General features: G+C 66.6%; 15 protein-coding genes. 2 read left to right on the forward strand and 13 right to left on the reverse strand.

The window, feature by feature from the left end:
* Positions 1-79 precede the first annotated feature (79 nt).
* A complete protein-coding gene (locus B5V46_RS13185; RefSeq protein WP_231119116.1) occupies positions 80-2,296 on the forward strand; it encodes a methyl-accepting chemotaxis protein in 2,217 nt (738 codons plus the stop codon).
* Positions 2,297-3,469: 1,173 nt separating this feature from the next.
* Here B5V46_RS13185 and B5V46_RS13190 read toward each other — a convergent pair.
* The 4 genes from B5V46_RS13190 to B5V46_RS13205 form a co-directional block, all read right to left on the reverse strand.
* Complete coding sequence (locus tag B5V46_RS13190; RefSeq protein WP_080618056.1) at positions 3,470-4,750, reverse strand: TrkH family potassium uptake protein; 1,281 nt, start codon at positions 4,748-4,750, stop codon at positions 3,470-3,472.
* Between the two features lie 61 nt (positions 4,751-4,811).
* Complete coding sequence (locus tag B5V46_RS13195; protein WP_369822785.1) at positions 4,812-5,480, reverse strand: TrkA family potassium uptake protein; 669 nt, start codon at positions 5,478-5,480, stop codon at positions 4,812-4,814.
* Positions 5,481-5,910: 430 nt separating this feature from the next.
* Positions 5,911-6,519, reverse strand: coding sequence for a histidine phosphatase family protein (locus tag B5V46_RS13200; RefSeq protein ID WP_080617030.1), 609 nt, complete (start codon positions 6,517-6,519; stop codon positions 5,911-5,913).
* 47 nt (positions 6,520-6,566) lie between these two features.
* The gene (locus B5V46_RS13205) at positions 6,567-8,057 is read right to left on the reverse strand and encodes a DASS family sodium-coupled anion symporter (RefSeq protein ID WP_080617031.1); all 1,491 of its coding nucleotides are present in this window, start codon (positions 8,055-8,057) and stop codon (positions 6,567-6,569) included.
* A 223-nt stretch (positions 8,058-8,280) separates the two neighbouring features.
* Between B5V46_RS13205 and B5V46_RS13210 the strand changes: the two genes are divergently transcribed.
* Positions 8,281-9,252 (forward strand): LysR family transcriptional regulator, encoded by a 972-nt coding sequence (locus B5V46_RS13210; RefSeq protein WP_080617032.1) that lies wholly within the window; start codon positions 8,281-8,283, stop codon positions 9,250-9,252.
* 208 nt (positions 9,253-9,460) lie between these two features.
* Here the strand turns inward: B5V46_RS13210 and B5V46_RS13215 are convergent, their stop codons facing one another.
* From B5V46_RS13215 to B5V46_RS13255, 9 genes are read right to left on the reverse strand one after another with little or no spacing between them, the layout of a single operon-like run.
* Positions 9,461-9,925 carry a MaoC family dehydratase N-terminal domain-containing protein gene (locus B5V46_RS13215; RefSeq protein ID WP_080617033.1) on the reverse strand — a complete coding sequence of 155 codons (465 nt, stop codon included), beginning with the start codon at positions 9,923-9,925 and terminating at the stop codon, positions 9,461-9,463.
* Positions 9,922-10,770, reverse strand: coding sequence for a CoA ester lyase (locus B5V46_RS13220; RefSeq protein WP_080617034.1), 849 nt, complete (start codon positions 10,768-10,770; stop codon positions 9,922-9,924). Before B5V46_RS13220 ends, B5V46_RS13215 begins: the two co-directional genes overlap by 4 nt.
* On the reverse strand, positions 10,770-11,234 hold the full coding sequence (locus B5V46_RS13225) for a MaoC family dehydratase (protein ID WP_080617035.1): 465 nt from the start codon (positions 11,232-11,234) through the stop codon (positions 10,770-10,772). Before B5V46_RS13225 ends, B5V46_RS13220 begins: the two co-directional genes overlap by 1 nt.
* 1 nt (position 11,235) lies before the next feature.
* Positions 11,236-12,447, reverse strand: coding sequence for a CaiB/BaiF CoA-transferase family protein (locus B5V46_RS13230; protein ID WP_196774248.1), 1,212 nt, complete (start codon positions 12,445-12,447; stop codon positions 11,236-11,238).
* A 55-nt stretch (positions 12,448-12,502) separates the two neighbouring features.
* Positions 12,503-13,540, reverse strand: a complete 1,038-nt coding sequence (gene dctP, locus B5V46_RS13235; protein WP_196774249.1) for a TRAP transporter substrate-binding protein DctP — start codon at positions 13,538-13,540, stop codon at positions 12,503-12,505.
* 47 nt (positions 13,541-13,587) lie between these two features.
* Positions 13,588-13,983: a cupin domain-containing protein gene (locus B5V46_RS13240; RefSeq protein WP_080617038.1), complete on the reverse strand. Its 396-nt coding sequence runs from the start codon at positions 13,981-13,983 to the stop codon at positions 13,588-13,590.
* An 18-nt stretch (positions 13,984-14,001) separates the two neighbouring features.
* Positions 14,002-15,288 (reverse strand): TRAP transporter large permease, encoded by a 1,287-nt coding sequence (locus tag B5V46_RS13245; RefSeq protein ID WP_080617039.1) that lies wholly within the window; start codon positions 15,286-15,288, stop codon positions 14,002-14,004.
* Positions 15,285-15,794, reverse strand: a complete 510-nt coding sequence (locus tag B5V46_RS13250) for a TRAP transporter small permease (RefSeq protein ID WP_080617040.1) — start codon at positions 15,792-15,794, stop codon at positions 15,285-15,287. Before B5V46_RS13250 ends, B5V46_RS13245 begins: the two co-directional genes overlap by 4 nt.
* Positions 15,791-16,546 (reverse strand): IclR family transcriptional regulator, encoded by a 756-nt coding sequence (locus B5V46_RS13255; protein ID WP_080617041.1) that lies wholly within the window; start codon positions 16,544-16,546, stop codon positions 15,791-15,793. The genes B5V46_RS13250 and B5V46_RS13255 overlap by 4 nt, the downstream gene beginning before the upstream one ends.
* Positions 16,547-17,037: the final 491 nt, after the last annotated feature.

The following is a 17,037-nucleotide window of genomic DNA, read 5'->3' on the forward strand; positions in this document are numbered from 1 at the left end:
GCAGTCGCGCCGCCGCCTTTCACCGCTTGTTCAGACAAACAGCGCAAAGACCCACGGGATGCAGTACGGAGGCGGCAAGGTGGCACATCTGTTTGGGACGGTTTCGGGCAAGCTCCTGTTTGTCACGGGCGTGGCTGTCTCGGCGATCATTCTGGGGCATTCGGTCTATAGCGGCTGGCAATCCTCTCAGCGGGTGAACCGCGACGTGATGGAACTGGCCTCCCAAAAGGCAAGTCTGGTCGTCGAGAAGGTCGCCGGCCAGATCACAGAGGCAACCTCGGCCGGCAGCGCCCTGAGCGGCACGCTCGCAAGCTATATCGATACCGGCCATGCAACGCGATCCGACATCATCGCGATGATTGGGGGCGTGCCCGGCCAGTATGACAACATCTTCGGGGCCTGGATGGCCGGCATTCCGGGCGGCCCCACCAACGCGCTGCTTTCGGGCGAAGGCGGCCTGAACCCCGAGGGCATCTTCGCCCCCTGGTGGCACAAATCCGACACGGCCGGGCTGAGCTATGACACATTCACCGTCAGCACCGGCGACGAGTGGTATTCGCGGCCCATATCGACCGGCAAGCCCAGCATCACCGAACCCTATATGAGCGAGGGCGGCTTCCTGATGACCAGCGTCGCCCAGCCGATCCGCGTCAAGGGACAGATCGTCGGCATCGCGGGCGTCGATATCGGTCTGGGCGATCTGGTCGCCAGGCTGAACGGCATCACCACCTTCGAAGGCGGCCGGGCCATGCTGGTGAGCCACAGCGGCAACTGGCTGGCCAGTCCCGATCCGGCCGACCTGAACCAGCCCTATGACGAAACCGGGGCCGAGCTGATCTCGGCCACGCTCTCGGATGGCCGGATGCGCGTGATTTCCGACCTTCCCGACGGCGCCACCCGCCTCGTCTATCCGTTCGAGGCACCGGGGATGAACACCACCTGGGCCGTGCTCGTCGACGTCCCCGCCGAGGTCTTCTCGGCGCCGGTCCGGGCGGAATTCATCCGGACGATGACCGGCGGCGCCCTGATCCTGGCAATGGCGCTGGGCGCGCTCTATCTCGCCTCGATGGCGATGGTCCGGCGCCCGCTGGCCCGGATGCTGGTGTCGGTCGATGAGCTGGCCGCAGGAAATTATGCCAAACCCGTGCCCGGTCGCGAACGCCGCGACGAGATCGGCGCCATGGCGGGCGCGGTCGAGTCCCTGCGCGCGGGACTGCTCGAGAAGACCGGACTGGAGAAGGGGCAGGAGCAGCTTCGTCGCGAACAGGAGCGGGTGGTCGCCGATCTGGCCTCGGGGCTGCGGTCCTTGTCGGAGGGCGATCTGACCAGCACCATCGATACCAGGTTTGCCGAGGACTACGAACAGCTCCGCCAGGATTTCAACGCGACGGTCGAGACGCTGAACGCGCTGATGGGCGAGATCGTCGAGAACGCGACAGAGATCACCACCCGCGCCGAGGAAATCTCGGGTGCCTCGGACGACTTGTCGCGCCGCACCGAGAACCAGGCCGCGACGCTGGAGCAGACCGCGGCCGCGATGGACGAGATGACGGCCAGCGTCCGCGCGGCGGCCGATGGCGCGGCGAAGGTCGAGGATGTCGTGCGCGAGGCGCGCGGTAATGCCGAGCAGTCTGGCCTCGTGGTCAAGGAGGCCATCGGGGCGATGGCCGAAATCAAGAAATCCTCGGACGGGATCAACCAGATCATCGGCGTGATCGACGATATCGCGTTCCAGACCAACCTGCTGGCGTTGAATGCGGGCGTCGAGGCGGCCCGCGCCGGCGAGGCCGGGCGCGGCTTTGCCGTCGTGGCCTCCGAGGTCCGGGCCCTCGCCCAGCGCTCCTCCGAGGCCGCCAAGGAGATCAAGACCCTGATCTCGACCAGTTCCGATCAGGTCGAGACCGGCGTCGGGCTGGTCAACCGCACCGGCGAGGCACTGACCGACATCGTCGAACGGGTGGGCAATATCGCCGCGCTGATCGCCGACATCGCGACCGGCGCGCAGGAGCAATCGGTCGGGTTGGGCGAGATCAATGTGGGGGTGAACGAGCTCGACAAGGTGACCCAGCAGAACGCGGCCATGGTCGAGGAGGCGAATGCCGCCGCGGTGACCATGAAGCAGGAGGCGGGCAATCTGCAGACCCTGGTCGCCCGGTTCCGCCTGAAAGGGCCCGCTGCCGCCGTCTCCGTCCGTCCCCGCACGGCAACCGCCACCCCGGCGGCAGCACCGCCCGCCGCCGCAGAGTTCGAGCCGCCGAAACGCGCCGTCAACGACGCGGGATGGCAGGATTTCTAGCAGGCTGCCGAAAAACATTTTGAAGCCGCGATCCTCGTCGACTTCGTTGCCCCCTCCAACACAATGAAGATCCTTCAGCGCGACGTGAGAATCCGAAAGCGCGGCATTCAGTTACCGAGCTGCTCAGGCTGAGACTTTTTCAGCGGCCTGCTAGGCCTCCTGTCCCGGTGAATGGGGGCACGGCGCGGAGATGAGCCGCTCGGGAGCTGGCCTTATCATCGGGCAGATGCCGTGACCGGGCCTGCGCGCATCCCGCGTCCGCCCATGGCACGACAGGCCCCGTGTTCACCACCGCTATTTGCGGTATCGGGGCCTCATCCCCTTTCGGACATGCCCGGACCGGAGATCGCCTGACCTCCCGGCCCGGCTTTGGACCGAGAGCGTCGGGACAGCGCCACGGCGCGAGCGGGACGACTCGTGACAGGGGCCGGGGGCGCTGCTGCGGCCCGAGTCAGGATCAGGCGGCATTGCGGCCGCCCCTCGCCAGACCGGGCTTGCTTGGGCGGAACGGTCAGACTTGCCGAGCGACGGAGGCTCGCCCGGATCTTCGTTTTCAGCTGCCGAAGCCCCTTGCTTCACCTGTAGATCTTGCGCGCAGCCCAGACCTGCAGCGGCGCCTCCCGACCGAAAGGCGGCCGGAGAGCGACGGCAAGACCTCGTCACGGCCCCTGGATGACAACAGAGGACGTGGCCAGACATCATCCTGCGCGACCCCGGCCCCGGTTCTTCGTGAAGGCCTCCATCCTCCGCCCCGGGGCCTGGCCCTCTCGCCCCCCTTCCTGGCGCACCGATCATAGCGGAGTGGCGCCCGTCGGCGGCCGTATCGAACCGAGGCCAGGACCTGCCGCAAGCAGGCGCGGTTTCACGGGCGGGATAGGCTGATCGGGCGCGGCAGAGGAAGGACCGGCAAATCGGCAGGCGCCTCGGAGACCCCCGCCGCGGCGCGCCGACGCATCGGTCGTCGCCGGCCGGATCCTGCCCGACAACAGGAGGGCGGACCATGTCCTTTGTCGGGATGCCCCGGCGGAGCGCAGGGAACGGGATTTCGTCTCACGACCTTCCTGGCATGTCGCGACCGGAATACCGGCACCAATCCCATCGGCTCGATGACGTCAGGGCGAGAGGCCGGGCATGACGGGCACCACGGCCTTTGGCGTTTGTTCGCGCTCGCCGCTAGCCCAGATAGACCGTTCCGGCCGGGTAGGAGACGCGGCGCGGACGACGAACCGCCAGCAGGAAACCCAGCGTCAGCGGACCGACCCTGCCAAGAAACATCACCAGCATCAGAACCGCGCGGCCGCCCGTGTCGAGATCGCCGGTGATGCCGCGGCTCAGCCCCACCGTCCCGAAAGCCGAGACCGTCTCGAAGGCGATGTCGAGGAAGTCGCCCTCGTGAAACAGCATCAGCAAGAAAAGCGCGACCAGAACGGTCAGCATGCTGACCATCGACAAGGCCAGCACCTTCATGATCTGCTCGGCCCCGAGACGCCGTCCGAAGACGTCGATCGCGGTATGGCGGCGGAAGAAGCTGTAGGTCGCGAGCAGCAGCACGATGAAGGTCGTGACCTTGATGCCGCCGCCGGTCGAGGTCGACCCGGCGCCGACCAGCATCAGGGTCATGAAGATCAGGGTCGTGGCCTGGGTCAGACCGCCGATATCGACGGTGTTGAAGCCCGCGGTCCGGGTGGTTGCGGCCTGGAACCAGCTGGCCCAGAGCCGGATCGAAACCCGGTCGAACTGGCCCAGCGTCGCGGGATTGTGCCATTCGAGCACGGCGAAGGTCACGGTCGACCAGACCAGAAGCGCGAGCGTGCCGACCAGCATCAGCTTGGTATGGACGGTGTAGCCGCGCCAGCCGGTCCGGCGCTGCATATCGGCAATCACGGTGAAGCCGAGCCCGCCGAGGATCAGCAGCGCGGGCACCGTCAGGTTGACCACCGGATGCCCGACCCAGGCCGACAGGCTGTCGGGGTAAAGCGCGAAACCCGCATTGTTGAAGGCCGAGACCGCGTGAAAGACACTCGCCCAGAGCCCCGCCCCCCAGCCGAATTCGGGCACGAAGACCACGGCCAGCAAAGCCGCGCCGACCGCCTCGCAGACCAGAACGAAACGCAGGATCGTCTTCGTCAGCCGGATCAGACCGCTCATCGAGGTCTGGTTCAGGTCCTCGCGCAGATATTGCCGATGGGTGATGCCGACCGGCAGGCCCAGCATGGTCAGGATCAGGACCGCGAAGGTCATGAGCCCGAGCCCGCCCAGCTGGATCAGCACCAGAATCACGGCCTGGCCGAACAGGGTGAAGTCCGATCCGGTATCGCGGACCGCAAGCCCGGTCACGGTCACGGCCGAGGTCGCGGTGAAGGCCAGGTCCGACCAGCTCATCGCCACGGTCCGGGCCAGTGGCAGTTTCAGCAGGACCGTGCCCGCCGCGATCAGCGCGGCATAGGTCAGCATCAATGCCAAGGGCGGCGGCAGGAAACGGCCGCTGCGCAGCGCGGCGAGCGGCGCCACCAGCTCAGGCCTCGTCCAGCAGGTCGTCGCCGAAGCGGCGCAGATCAGCACGGCGACCCAGAACCAGAAGCTTGTCGCCGGTCTTGAGCCGCAGCTCGCCGCCTTCGCAGGGCAGGAACTCGCCCTCGCGCATCGCCCCCAGCGCCCGCAGATCGTAGCCCGAGAGCAGCTTGACATCGCCGACCGCCCGCCCCTCCAGCGGCTCCGGCACGGTCAGATCGACCACGTGGAACCCGTTGCCGAGGCTGACATAGTCGCGCACCAGCGGGTTGTGCAGCATCTGCGCGATATGCTGGCCGACCTCGTGTTCGGGCAGCACGATCCGGTCGGCGCCGATCTTCGACAGGATCCGGTGATGGGTCTTGGACAATGCCTTCACCCAGATCGTCTTCACGCCCAGCATCTTGACGTTCATCGAGCAGAGGATATTGGCCTCGAGATCCTCGCCGATGGCCACCAGCGCGACATCGTAATTGCCGACCCCGGCCTCGCGCAGGGCAAGCTCGTCTCGGCCGTCGGCGATCACCGCCTCGGACAGCACGTCTGCATAGCGGCCGACGATCTTCTCGTCGAGATCAATGCCCATCACCGGGTTGCCGAACCGCGCAAGCTCGCTCGCCACGGTACTGCCGAAAGTGCCAAGACCGATCACGGCAAAGGTACGTCTTTTCACGGGCCGGCCTTCTGTCATTCGGATATCCGGCGCCGAGCCTAGCATGTCCTGGCCCCCCGATGGCAAGCCCCCGCGCAAGTGGCCCGGCGCATGCCCCCCTGCCCGGCGGCCCCGCGTCACCCCCGCGCGGGGTCCGGATCCATTGCGCCGACGGGATGGGGCCGCGCCCCTTCGCGCCGTCGGCGGCACCCGACACTGCGGGAAGGCTCCGCGCCCGCCCCTGCCCGACCGGATCTTCTGACGGGAAAGCGACGGGCAGGCATGCGCAAGCCGATACCGGCGTCAGGCTCGATCAGACATGTGATTTGCATCGCGACCGGGAAAGACCGGACGACGGCAGGTGCTGGCGGCCGGGCAACAGGCCCGGAGACGGTGTCCGCCCGCCGGGCATGTCGCAAGCATCATCCGGCGGGGCGATCGTGCCCGGGACCTAATCGGCGACGTCGGTATCGGGTGCGAATTCGCCAAGGTTGTAGGCCTCGAGGCGCGGCGGCGCCGCCCCCCGGACATCCTCGAAATCGAAGATCGCCAGATTCCCCGGCGTCACCGGCAGCAAATGTGCCGGCTTGAGCCCGAGAAACCCGAAACAGGCGACGCGCACGACACCGCTATGGACGATCGCCAGCAGATCGCCCTGACCGGCATAGAGCCAGTGGGTCAGGGCCGAGGTGATCCGCGCGACGAAATCGTCCCAGGCCTCGCCCCCGGCGGGGGTGTAGCTGCCCGCGCGCCAGGCCCTGTAGAGATCGGGCTTCTCCGCGATCAGCGCGTCCTTGCGCAGCCCCGTCCACTCGCCCATGTCTAGCTCGCGCAGCCGTTCGTCGGAGGGGGCATCGGCATGGCCGACGATCTCGGCCGTCTGCCGCACCCGCCCGAGATCCGAGGTCACGACCCGCGCCGGCGCCAGCGAGCGCAGTCGCGGGACGATGGCGCGGGCCTGCTCGATGCCGCGCGGCGAGAGGGGCGAATTGTCGTGCCCCTGCAGGCGCTTCTCGGTGTTCCAGAGGGTTTCCCCGTGGCGCAGGAGGATCAGTCTCATGATGGTGTCTTTCTTGCTGTCAGGTCAGATCGCGCATCGGCAGGCCGTCACAGGCCGTAGCCGAGCAGCTTGAACCAGGTGAACACCGAGACAGAGATCACCGTGCCGCCGATCAGGCAGGTGACGATCCCGTATTTCAGCTGGTCGAGAACGCTGAAATACCCGGTCGCGAAATAGAGCGTGTTGACCTTGGAATGCGGCGGCAGGGTGATCGTGTAGGTCAGGGTGAACGAGGCCGCCAGCGCGAGCGTCACCGGGTTCAGCCCGAGGGTCTGGGCCAGCGCGATGATCGAGGGGATCAGGATGGTCGTGCGGACCGTCTTCGAGGTGAAGACCATGTGGCTGAACATGCTGAGGAAGATCACCACGACATAGACCGCGGCCGTGCTCATGTTCTCGATCCCGAGACCGCGCACCAGACCGCCGATCATCCATTCCGCCCCGCCGGTCGATTCCAGCGCGTTCCCCGCCGCATAGGCGCCCGCGGCGAAGATCATCAGGTCCCATTTGATATTGGCCTCCTTCCATTCCAGCAGGCCGATCCGCGGCATCAGGCACAGCACGGCCGCGATTACCGCGGTCACGTAGATCGAGATGGAAAAGCCGTTGAACCAGAGCTCCTGGTAATCCGCCGTCGCCCAGAGCGTCACGGTGAGGGCGAAGATCGCCATGGCCTTCTTCTCGGCCAGCGAGATCGGGCCGAGGCTGCGATGCTGTTCCTCGAGCTTCGACATGCCATGGCCGAAATCGATCTCGTCGCTGAAGCGAAACAGGCGCAGCCCGACGAGGAAGGTGAGAAACATCGACATCATCGCCATCGGCATGCCGGCCAGCAGCCAGTCCATGTAGCCGATCTCGCCGCCGGCCTGATCGTAGATGAACTGCACCGCGATCATGTTGGCGGCGGTACCGGTCATCACGCCAGAGGTCGCGAGCGCATCGGCCTGAACCCCCAGCAGCATCATCAGCCTGCCGAAATTGCTCTTGCCCGGAACCGCCCGGTAGATCTCGAGCAGGATGATGCAGATCGGCACCATCAGGCTGGCGCGCGCGGTGGTCGAGGGGATGAAGAAGACGATCACGAAGTTAATCAGCACGAGGATCGCCAGCGTCCGCGTCGGCGTGCCGCCGAAGCGGGTGACCATCCAGAGCGCGAAGCGGCGGGCGAGGTCCGACTTAACCATGGCCGAGGTCAGGACGAAGGCCGCGACCATCAGCCAAATGACGTTGAAGCCGAGCGTGCCGAAAGCGGTCTTCTCTCCGACGGTGCCGGTCAGCGCGAGGGCGATGATGGCGATCATCGAGGTCAGGTAGATCGGGATCGTGCCCGCGACCCAGAGCGTCAGCGCTCCGCAGAAGACCGCAAGCGCCTTTTGTCCCTCGGGCGCAAGCCCCGCCGGGTTCGGCATCAGATACAGCAGCAGAAAGACGGTTGCGGCCAGAAAGATGCCGTAGCGGCGCAGCAGCGTGTCCTTCCTGTCCTTACCCGGCCCCCTTTGGGAAGGGCCGGCGGCAGTCTCGGTTCGGGTCTCGGGCAAGGGGGGTCCTCCTCATTTGCCGGGTCGGCGCAGTTCGGAAACGACTGCGCGCGGCCCGTTCGTCCGGGGCTTCCGACGCCGCCGCCCCCTTGGTGAATACCGGAAAGGGCAAATCGGGGCCGGAAACGGTCCGTGCAGTTTCTTCGCGAATGAGAGATCTGTCTAATTTATAGTTTTTCGGATATTTATAGAAAATCTTTATATTCCATGCGGGAGGATCGCGATGAACATCGCCCAGCTCGAGACCTTTCTGGAGCTTTCGGACTGCCTGAACGTGACCGAGACCGCCGCGCGGATGAACTGCACCCAGCCCGCCGTCAGCGCCCGCATCCGCGGGCTCGAGCAAAGCCTCGATACGACCCTGTTCGACCGGATCGGCAAGCGCATGCATCTGACCGCGAACGGCATCCTGTTTCTCGGCTATGCGCGCAAGGCCGTGGCGGCACTTCAGGATGCCAGCGAGCACCTGCGCCAGATGGACGACCCGCTTGTCGGCACGATCCGCTTCGGGGCATCGAATTTCACCGGGATCTACCTGATGCCGGCCTTTCTCGGACGCTATCGTCAGGGCGCGCCCGAGCTGGAATTCGAACTCGAGATTGCAAGCTCGACGCAGCTGCTGGCCGATCTCGATACCGCCAAGCTCGAATTCCTGATCCTCTCGGACCATATCGCGCTCGACGAACGGCGCTATCAATGTCGCCATGTCTGCAATGACGAGATGGTTCTGGTCGTCCCACCCGCGCATCCGCTCGCGACGGTCAGGGCCGCCACCAGCGCCGACCTGGCGCAGGACGTGTTCCTGATGAAGCCGCCGCCATCCGCCTCGCGCAGCTTCCTGCTCGACCGGCTCCAGGGCGACGAGAGCAGCCTGGGGCGGGTCATGCATATCTCCTCGACCGAGGCGATCAAGCAGGGCGTGCTGCACGGGCTCGGGATATCGGTCCTGTCGCGCTTCGTGGTGGCGCAGGAGCTGGCCGATGGCCGCCTGAAGGAGGTTCCCATGGCGCTGCGCCCGTTCCGACGCGGGATCCGGGTGATCAACCTGCGCGACAAGCTGCTGACCCCGGCGGCCAGCGAATTCATCAAATGCCTGGTCGAGAGCACCGGACGGGCGGAGGCCTTGCCCCAGAACGCCGGGGGCGCGCAAGGCCCGTCGCATCCGCGTTCAGGCAGAGCGTCCCGCCAGACATGACGCGGCGACTGGGCAAAGGCCGGGCCGGCCTTGCGCCTGACAGAGCGGGACTCTGCCCGCCATGAAACGCGTCCTTGCTACAGAGAAAGACCAGAGCGGCGCGGGCCTCTGGGGCAAAGCAGGACAGGCGTGCGACGATGGCCCCATCCGGCCTACGGGGGGCATTCCGCCGGAGGCCCGAGGCGCCCGGCACCCGGCGCGGAGCGGCTTAGCGCCCCTGCATCAGCCGCAGGGGTTCGTAGATCATGACGGTCTCACCGCGCTGGTTCCGCACGGTATTCCTGGTCTTCACCAGCCCGCGGGTGCCCTTGCTTTCCTGACGGGCCTCGAGAACCTCGATCTCGACATCGATCGTGTCGCCTTCGAGAACCGGGCCCTTGATGGTCATGGTCGTGCCGAGAAAGGCCAGCCCGGTTTCCTGTGCTGTCGCATTCAACGCCAGCCCCTCGGCCAGCGCGAAGACCAGCGCGCCCGGCGACGGGTTGCCCTTGATCGCGGCCTCGCTGCGGCGATATTCGGCATTGGTGAAAAGCACCTCGATCATGCCAGCCAGATTGACGAAGGCCGAGATGTCGGACGGCGTCACCGTCCTGCCATAGGTCTGATACCGGTCGCCGACCGTCATGTCCTGCCAGTAGAACCCCCGCCCGAGACGTATCGCCGCTTTGGTCATGCCTGCTCTCCCGCGCGTTGCAAGATCAGCCGCGATCTCTTGAGATGCGGCATGTCGATCATCTCGCCGTCAATGGCCACCACACCGGCCGCCGGATCGGCCGCGAAGGCCTCAACGATCCGGCGCGCCACCGCGATCTCTTCATCGGAGGGCCGGAAACAACGGTTGATGATGGCAACCTGCGCCGGATGGATCGCCATCTTCCCGGTAAACCCGTCACGAACGGCCGCCAGACACTCCTGTTCAAGCCCCGCCAGATCGCGAATATCGGTCCAGACCGTGTCGATGGGCTGAACCTCTGCGGCCACCGCGCCGAACAGGGTCAGGTTCCGCGCCAGGGCATAGGGGCCTGTCAGCGCCCCGTCCCCCCCGCGCGATCTGGCGCTTCCCAGCGCCGCCGACAGATCCTCGGCGCCCCAGGTCAGCCCGGCGAGGTCCGGAGAGAGACCGGCATAGCTGCCGAGCCCGAAGATCGCCCGTGCCGTCTCGGTCGCGATGGCCAGCACCGGCAGGCAGGTCCGCCCCCGCGTCGCGCAGGCCGCGCCCAGCGCCCGGACCGACTCGCCGCTTTCGGCCTTCGGCAGCACGATCCCGTCCGCACCGCCCTTAAGCGCGGTATCGAGATCCGCGTCGAAATCGGACGAATGCAGCGGGTTCACCCGCACCCAGAGCCGGTTCGGCCCGCGCGGCGCGCAAAGCGCCTCGAGCACGCAGGCGCGCGCGGCGGCCTTCTCGGGGGCGGCGACCGAATCTTCGAGATCGAGGATCAGCACATCCGCCGACAGGCCGCGCGCCTTGACGATCCTGTCGGGCCGGTTTCCGGGAACGAAAAGCCAGGACCGCATCACACCGCCTCCCTGTCGAGACCGGACATCATCAGCGCCGAGCGGCGGCATTGCGCGACCAGCGTTCCGTCCTGCTTGCGGGCGCGGTGCTCGAAGACCACCACCCCCTGCCCGGGCCGCGAGCGCGACGGGCGCGCCGAGATCACCTCGGTCTCGACCCGCAGCGTGTCGCCATGAAAGACCGGCGCCGGGAAGATCACATCGGTCATGCCGAGATTGCCCAGCGTCGTGCCAAGCGTGGTCTCGTGGACGGAGATCCCGATCATGATGCCGAGCGTCAGGAGCGAATTCACCAGCGGCTGCCCCCATTCCGACGCCTCGGCGAAATGACGGTCGATATGCAAGGGCTGCGGGTTCATCGTCTGGACCGAGAACCCCACATTGTCGGCCTCGGTCACCGTGCGCGTGATGGCATGATGAATGACCTCTCCCGCCCGAAACTCTTCCAGCCAGCGTCCGGCCATGTCACGCCTCCTCCCTGTCCGATCCTGCCCGTCGTCCGAGCACGCCGCGTTCCTCGAGCGCCCGGATGGCCTCGGCCCCGAAGCCAAGCTCTGACAGCAGCGCCGGCCCGTCCTCGCCAAGCTCGGGGGCGCGGCGGTCCGGCGCCGAGGGCTGCGCGCGGAAACGCACCGGTTGCGGCACCGAGCGCACCCGACTGTCCAGATCGTCGGTCGGCGCGAAGAAACCGACCGCCTGCAAATGCGGGTCCTTCAGCAGATCGTCGAGCCCGCTGACGCGCGAATGCGGCACATCGAGACGCTCGAAGGTCGCGATCCAGGCCTCGGTCGGGCGCTTCGGCATCTCCTGGCCCAGGATCTCGTACATCTCGCCGACATGCTGCGAACGCTCGGTGGCATCGGCGAACCAGGGCCGGACCACGACATCGCGGCGGCCAAGCTCCTCGAAGGTGCGGCGCCAATGCCGTTCGGTATAGGGCAGCACGGCGATCCAGCCGTCGCTGGTGGGAAAGGGGCGACGGTGGCGGTTCAGAAGCCGCTGATACCCGGCGGGCGCGGCCTCGTCGAAACTTGCAGCGGCCATATGCTCGGCCATCACGAAGGAGGTCATGACCTCGAACATCGGCACCTCGATCTCGCAGCCCCTGCCCGTCCGGGCGCGCCCGACCAGCGCGGCGGAAATCGCGCTGGCCGCATAGAGCGCCGCGATCTTGTCGGCGATCACGCCCGGCACATAGGAAGGATCGTTGCCGGTATAGGTCGGCAGGCTGGCAATGCCCGAGGCGGCCTGGATCACATCGTCATAGGCGGGCCGGGCCGCATAGGGGCCTTCGCTGCCGAACCCGATGGCAGAGCAGTAGATCAGCCGCGGATTGCGCGCCATCAGCTCTGCCGGCCCAAGGCCCAGACGCTCGACCGCCTGCAGCCGCATGTTGTGCAGGAAGACATCCGCCCCGTCGATCAGCTTCAGCAGGATCTCGCGGCCTTCCCCGGTCTTCAGGTCCAGGGCGATGCTCTTCTTGTTGCGGTTGTTGTTGGCGAACATCGAGCTGACGCCGACCGGCGAGCGCGGATCGACATAGCGCGCAAGATCTCCGTTCGGCGCCTCGACCTTGACGACATCCGCGCCGAAATCGCCCAGCATCTGGCCCGCCATCGGCCCGAGCACGATCGTCGTCAGCTCGACGACCCGTACATCCTTCAACAGATCAAGCACCCGCCTCTCCTTTCGTTGCGGGGCGGCCTTCGCGGCGGCCGCCCCGTGTCTGGCTTCAGTTGCCGCTATTGCGGAGGGCGTCGACCTCGGCCCGGAAATCGGCGAGGATCTCGCTTCCCTTCTTGCCGCGCCTGTCGAGGGCCGCGGCCCAGTCATCGGCGACGCTGGCGAAATCGGCGCGCAGCCTGGCCGCCTCCTCCTCGTCGAGCGCGAAGACCGTCACGCCCTCTTCGGACAGCTTGTCCTTGAGCTCTGCCTCGGCGGTGTCGAAGGCCTTGCAGGCGCTCTCGGTCACTTCCCGGCCGATCCGTGTCATGGCCTCCTGGATGTCGGCGGGCAGGCTGTCCCATTTGCGCTGCGAGATCGCATAGGTGATGCCGACCGACCCGAAATTCGCGTTCTGCGTCGCCGAACCGACGATCTGGTCGAGCCCATAGGAGAAGGTCGAGGTGAAGGGCAGCAGCGCCCCGTCCACCGTTCCCTTGGTCATCGCATCGAAGATCTCGGGCGGGGTCATGCGCACGGCGGTCGCGCCCGCGGACTGAAGCGACAGCTCCATCGCGCCGGGATTCGAGCGCATCTTCATGCCCTTGAACCCTTCGAGCGAGGTCACATCCGCCCGTTTCGAGAAGATCGCCTGATAGGGCGAGAGTGCCACATTGTAGAGCACGCGCACCCCGTTGGGCTGAAATTCGAGCGTGTCGAGCTTGCCTCCGGGCTGGATCAGCTCGGCGAAGGCCAGCGTTCCCTCGCAGGAGGAGGCGATCTCGCCGGGCAGCTCCACCACCCCGCCAAGCGGCATCTTCTCGGACACGTAGGACGGCACGATATAGCCGATATCGGCAATGCCGGCCTGGGTGATCGACAGGATGTCCTTGGCCTTGGCCAGCTGCTGCGCAGGGTAATGCTCGATCTCGATCCGGTCGCCGAACTCTTCCTTGAGCCGCGCCGTGAACACGTCGGTGGTGTTCCTGGTGATGATGTGATCGGCCGGCAGGCTGTCGGCGATCTTGAGCGTGACCTCCTGCGCGGCGAGCGGCGCGGCGGATGCCAGCGCGGCGCAGACCGACAGGATGCTGATGGTGGATTTCATGGTCGTTCTCCTCCGATGGACCATTGGTTTGGGGGGGCGGCGGGCGCTCAGCACTCGACGCGGGCGCCTTCTCCGTAAGGCGGGCCGTAGCAGATCAGGACCTTGACCGGCGTCTCGCCGATCGCGGTGAAGCTGTGCGGCATGTCGGCGGGGAAAAAGCAGCTTTCCTCGGGACCGATCTCGCGGGTGAGGCCTCCGATCTCGACCCGTGCCCGGCCCTCCAGCATCCAGCAGAACTGGTCGATGCCGGGATGGAAATGTGGGCTCGCGCCCTCGCCCGGCTCGATCCGGCCGATCAGGACCTCGATCTGTGTCGCGCCGGTTTCGGGCGAGACAAGGCGCCGGTTCACCGTCCCGCTATGGCCGCGCGGCGCATAGGACGCGGCCCTGGCCTCGGTCATGAAATACCTGCTGGGGTCGATGGCGTTCTTCGCGGTCGACATGGGGGCTCCTCCCTTGGATTACTGCGTCGTGCCGGGCAGCCACAGGACCAGCTGCGGAAACGCGACAAGCAACGCCAGAACGATGATATGCGAGACCACATGCGGCGCGACGCCGCGAAAGATCTCGGAGAGCGGGCGCTCGGCATAGCGGGACACCACGAAGATGTTCATGCCCAGCGGCGGGGTGATCATGCCGACCTCGGCCGCGACCACGACCAGCACGCCGAACCAGACCGGGTCGAAGCCGAGGCTGGTGATGGCGGGGACCATCACCGGAACGGTCAGGATCAGGATCGCCATCTGGTCCATGAAACATCCCATGACCAGGTAGAAGGCGATGATCCCGGCCATCACCACATAGGGCGACACATCGAGGCCGGTGATCCAGTCCACGAACTGGGGCGTGATCTGGCCCAGCGTGAGGACATAGCCGAAGATATGCGCCCCGATGATGATCATGAAGATCATGCAGGTCGCGCGGACGGCACGGGCCAGGGCGCCCCAGGTCGTCTTCAGGGTGAGGGTGCGGAAGGCCGCGGCGATCAGGAAGGCGCCGAAGGCCCCGAGCCCGGCGGCTTCGGTCGGCGTCGCGATGCCGAGATAGATCGAGCCCGTCACGCAGAGCAGAAGCAGAAGCATCGGTCCGATGGCGCGCAGCGCCCGGACCTTCTCGCGCATCGGCCAGGACCGCGCGACCGGGGCGATCGAGGGATCGCGCGCCATCAGCACATAGATCGTCGCGATGATCGCCAGCGTCACGATGATGCCCGGGATCACCCCTCCGATCAGCAGCGACGCGATATTCACCTCGACGATGATGCCGTAGAGAACCAGCGCGATCGATGGCGGGATCAGCATGGCCAGCGTGCCCGAGACCGCGACCACGCCAGAGGCGAATTTCACGTCATATCCGGCCCGGCGCATCGCCGGGATCGAGGTCGAGGACAGCGCCGCCGCCGCCGCGGTGGACGAGCCCGAAATCGCCCCGAACCCGGCCCCGGCAAGGGCCGTGGCCACGGCCAGCCCGCCCGGCAGGCGGCCGACCCAGATGGTGATCGCCTTGAACATCCGGTCGGCGATGCCGCTGACGATCACGAATTCGGCCATCAGGATGAAAAGCGGCACCGCGATCAGCTCGAACCCGTTCGTGGTCGAAAGCGGCGTTGTCGACAGGACCGACAGCGCGCTGTCGAATCCGACGATGGTCATCAGCCCCACGAGGCCGGTGAAGGCCAGCGCAAAGCCGACCGGGACGCCCAGGAGCAGCAGGCCGAGCAGGCCGATCACGACAAGAAGCGAGGTCATTGCGCCGCCTCCCCGCTGACGCGGCCGAAGGCATTGCCAAGCGAGATTAGAATGCGCGCCGCGCAGACCAGGACCATCGCGGCCGAGCCCAGCGGCACAAGCGCATAGCTCGCCCATGCCGGCCAGGGCACGATGCTGGCGATGACCTCGTCATTGGCGAAACTCCCCGCCGCGCGCTCCCAGGAGGCCCAGGTCAGCAGGCCGAAGAGCCAGAGCCCGATCGCGCTGGACAGGACATGGGTCAGTTCCCGCAGCCGGGACGGCAGCCTGAGGGTCAGAAGATCGACGGCCAGATGCTCGGCGCGCCAGTAGGTCGGCCCGAAACCGAAGAAGAACACCGCGGGCGTCAGGTAGAGCACGACCAGATCATGCGCGAAGAAGATCGGCATCCCGGCGCCGTAGCGCAGCGCGACATCGGCGACGATCAGAAGCGTCATGCCCGCCAGCGCAAAGGCCGCGACGGCGGTGAAGGCGTGATCGACGAAGGACATGGCCTTGCGGATCATCGGCCGGCTCCGGTCTCGTTGATCTGGCTCCTGATGGCCGCAACGACGCGCCCGAGGGCCGCCGCGATCTCCTCATGGCGGTCCTGCATCCGGTAATTCGGCCCCGCGACCGACAGCCCGTATTTCTGATCGGCGATATCGAGCAGCATGCCCACGGCCGACACCTCGGGCGTGAACTCGCTTGCGTTCAGGAACCAGCCGCGCGCGCGCCCCGCGACGATATCGCCGAACAGCGCCTCCCGGTCGGTGATCGAGGCCTCGGCAGCCTCGGAATAGTCGAGGCCGTCGAGCTCGCGCCGCAGTGCCGCGTCATCGAGAGAGCCGAGAATCGCCTTGCCCGACGAGATGGCATAGATCGGCCGGGTTTCCCCGGCCCGCGCCGAGTAGCGGACGCCCTTTCGGGATTCGAGCGCCTCGAGATAGATCACGCGGTCGCCTTCGCGCGCGGCCAGAAGGATCGTCTCGCCGGTCTCTTCGCGCAGCGCTTCCATGTGCTCGCGCACGAGGCCGAGGACCGGATCGCCCTCGAGGATCGACTGGGTCAGATCGTACATGCGGCGGGTCGGATAGAACCCGCCGCGCTTGCGGACCTCGAACAGGAACCCGCGCTCCCGCAGGGTCGAGACGAGGTTGCTGGTGCTCGACAGCGGCAGTTTCAGCGTCTCGGACAGTTCGGTCAGCGTGGTCGGCCTCTGCGAGGCCGCGAAATATTCGAAAAAGCGCAGAACATTGTCAGCCTGGCGTACGGCCATGCATTTCCTCCCCGACGCGCAGACCAACCTCCGGAAGTCCGCACCCTAACTTCCTGTGCAGGAAGTTTTCTTCTTATGTGCGAAGTATGTCGCCCGCATTTTACGGGTCAAGAAAAATCGCCGCTGCCCTGCAGCATGCCTGCCCTCCGCCGCGAAACCGGAGATTTGGATATTTAAATTCAGTCTGTTGGGGATCGACGCCTGCGCGGCGGCCGTCGCAACCTGCGGTATCGGAAGGCATGTCGAAAGCAGCCTGCGGCTGCGGCGCCCAAGTCACGCACCGCCAGCGCCTCTGGCATGGAGAACCACGCATGCCGTCCCCTGCCCTGTCCCCGGGATGGGGACGGCGGACCGCCCGTGGCGCAGATCCCCCCTGATTCGGAGCGGCTCATTGCCCATGGGCCCGGCCTCGCGGGCCTGCAGCCCCCCGGGGGCCGCGATTGCCGCCAGAGGATCCGCCCCGGCATACGGCCTTCCCGGCAGCGATCAGC

It is taken from the genome of Rhodovulum sp. MB263 (genome assembly GCF_002073975.1).
In the GTDB taxonomy this organism is placed as follows: Bacteria; Pseudomonadota; Alphaproteobacteria; order Rhodobacterales; family Rhodobacteraceae; genus Rhodovulum.